The sequence below is a fragment of the Rhodoferax sp. RT5P35 genome (assembly GCF_056521385.1).
Window position 1 is genome coordinate 1 of sequence record NZ_JBWMAX010000253.1, and the last position, 1,169, is coordinate 1,169.

Here is a 1,169-nt window from a genome sequence, read left to right on the forward strand (position 1 = left end):
GTCTATTCCTGATACATAGTGCATTGCGGCATATAAAGCCGCGAAGAGGCACAGGCTGATGCCCAGGTTTTTGAAAATGGAGGTCCAGTGCGAACCCGGTGCAATGGCCATTTCGAGCCGCGCCAACACGCTGCGCTCGGTGGGCGCAGCGGTTGCGGTGAGGTACCGCAGCCAGGCGTGGTAAGGAGCGTCCAGCCAGTGGCTGGACCACCGCCCCCATGGGCTCGGGCTGGGATTGGCGATGCCCATGCTGCCAAAGCGCCAATCATCGCGCCAGCGTGCCCGTTGGATGTGGTGCTGCACATGGCGGTTACCGCCGTTTTGGAGCAGGCTGCACAGCAGGCCCGCCGCCAATAGTCCGGCACCCATCATGGCTGCGATGTGCGTGGCTTCAGGCTGGGTGCGCAAGCGCAGGTTGAGCCACCACCACCACGGGCCCTCGGAGTCCCAGAGCCATACTATGGAGGCAGTGAAGGTGAGCCAGAACATAGCGAGGGGCCAGCGAAACGTGCAAGCGATGAGCAGCAACGCCAGCGCTGCGCCCCCTGTCCAGGCAGGCCCTTGCTGTAACACCAGTCCAAGCATCCCCGTGGCGCAGAGCCACAACACTACAGCGGTGGTGCGCAAGGCCCGTAATTGCCCTGGCACCAGACGGGCTGCGAGGGGCGTGTTTTGCGCCATCAGGCCACCGAACTGCTCAGCCCAGATGGCCAGTACGAGCATATCTGCACCGATGCGGGCGACCGTCCATGCGGCACGCGTTCCGGCCCACCATGCTTCGCCCAGGCCGACCAGCAGCCACAGCAGGGCGATCAGCCCCATCACCCAGCGCGCATGTGTGCTGTTCCGTTTTCGCCAGGGGCTCAGCACAATGTGGACGTAGGTGTTCATTGGGTCAGCTCCACAAACAACTCTTCCAGGTTGACCGGCTGCCAGTCCAGTGCCGGGTGCGGGTCTGGCCGTTGCGGAGTCAATAGCCGTACCAGGCAGCGTTCGGCTCCATTCCGCAAGGGTTGGCGGTGCAGCACGCTGAGCTGGGCTTGTCGGATGCACGCCTGCACTGCAGCACTGGGGCCGGTCAGGCTGCGGCAACTCTCCAGCAGGTCGTCCAGGGGCGCTTGCAGCGTGATCTGCCCACGGTGGAGGAATGCCACGCCAAAGGCCACGCG

General features: G+C 64.2%; 1 protein-coding gene and 1 pseudogene. Both read right to left on the reverse strand.

Annotated features, from left to right (window positions below):
- Positions 1–891, reverse strand: an 891-nt coding sequence (locus AC097L_RS25425; protein WP_479589482.1) for a hypothetical protein, incomplete at its 3' end; no start/stop codon positions are given.
- Positions 888–1,169: pseudogene (locus AC097L_RS25430) on the reverse strand (ABC transporter ATP-binding protein); the annotation flags it as partial. The pseudogene AC097L_RS25430 and the gene AC097L_RS25425, both read right to left, overlap by 4 nt.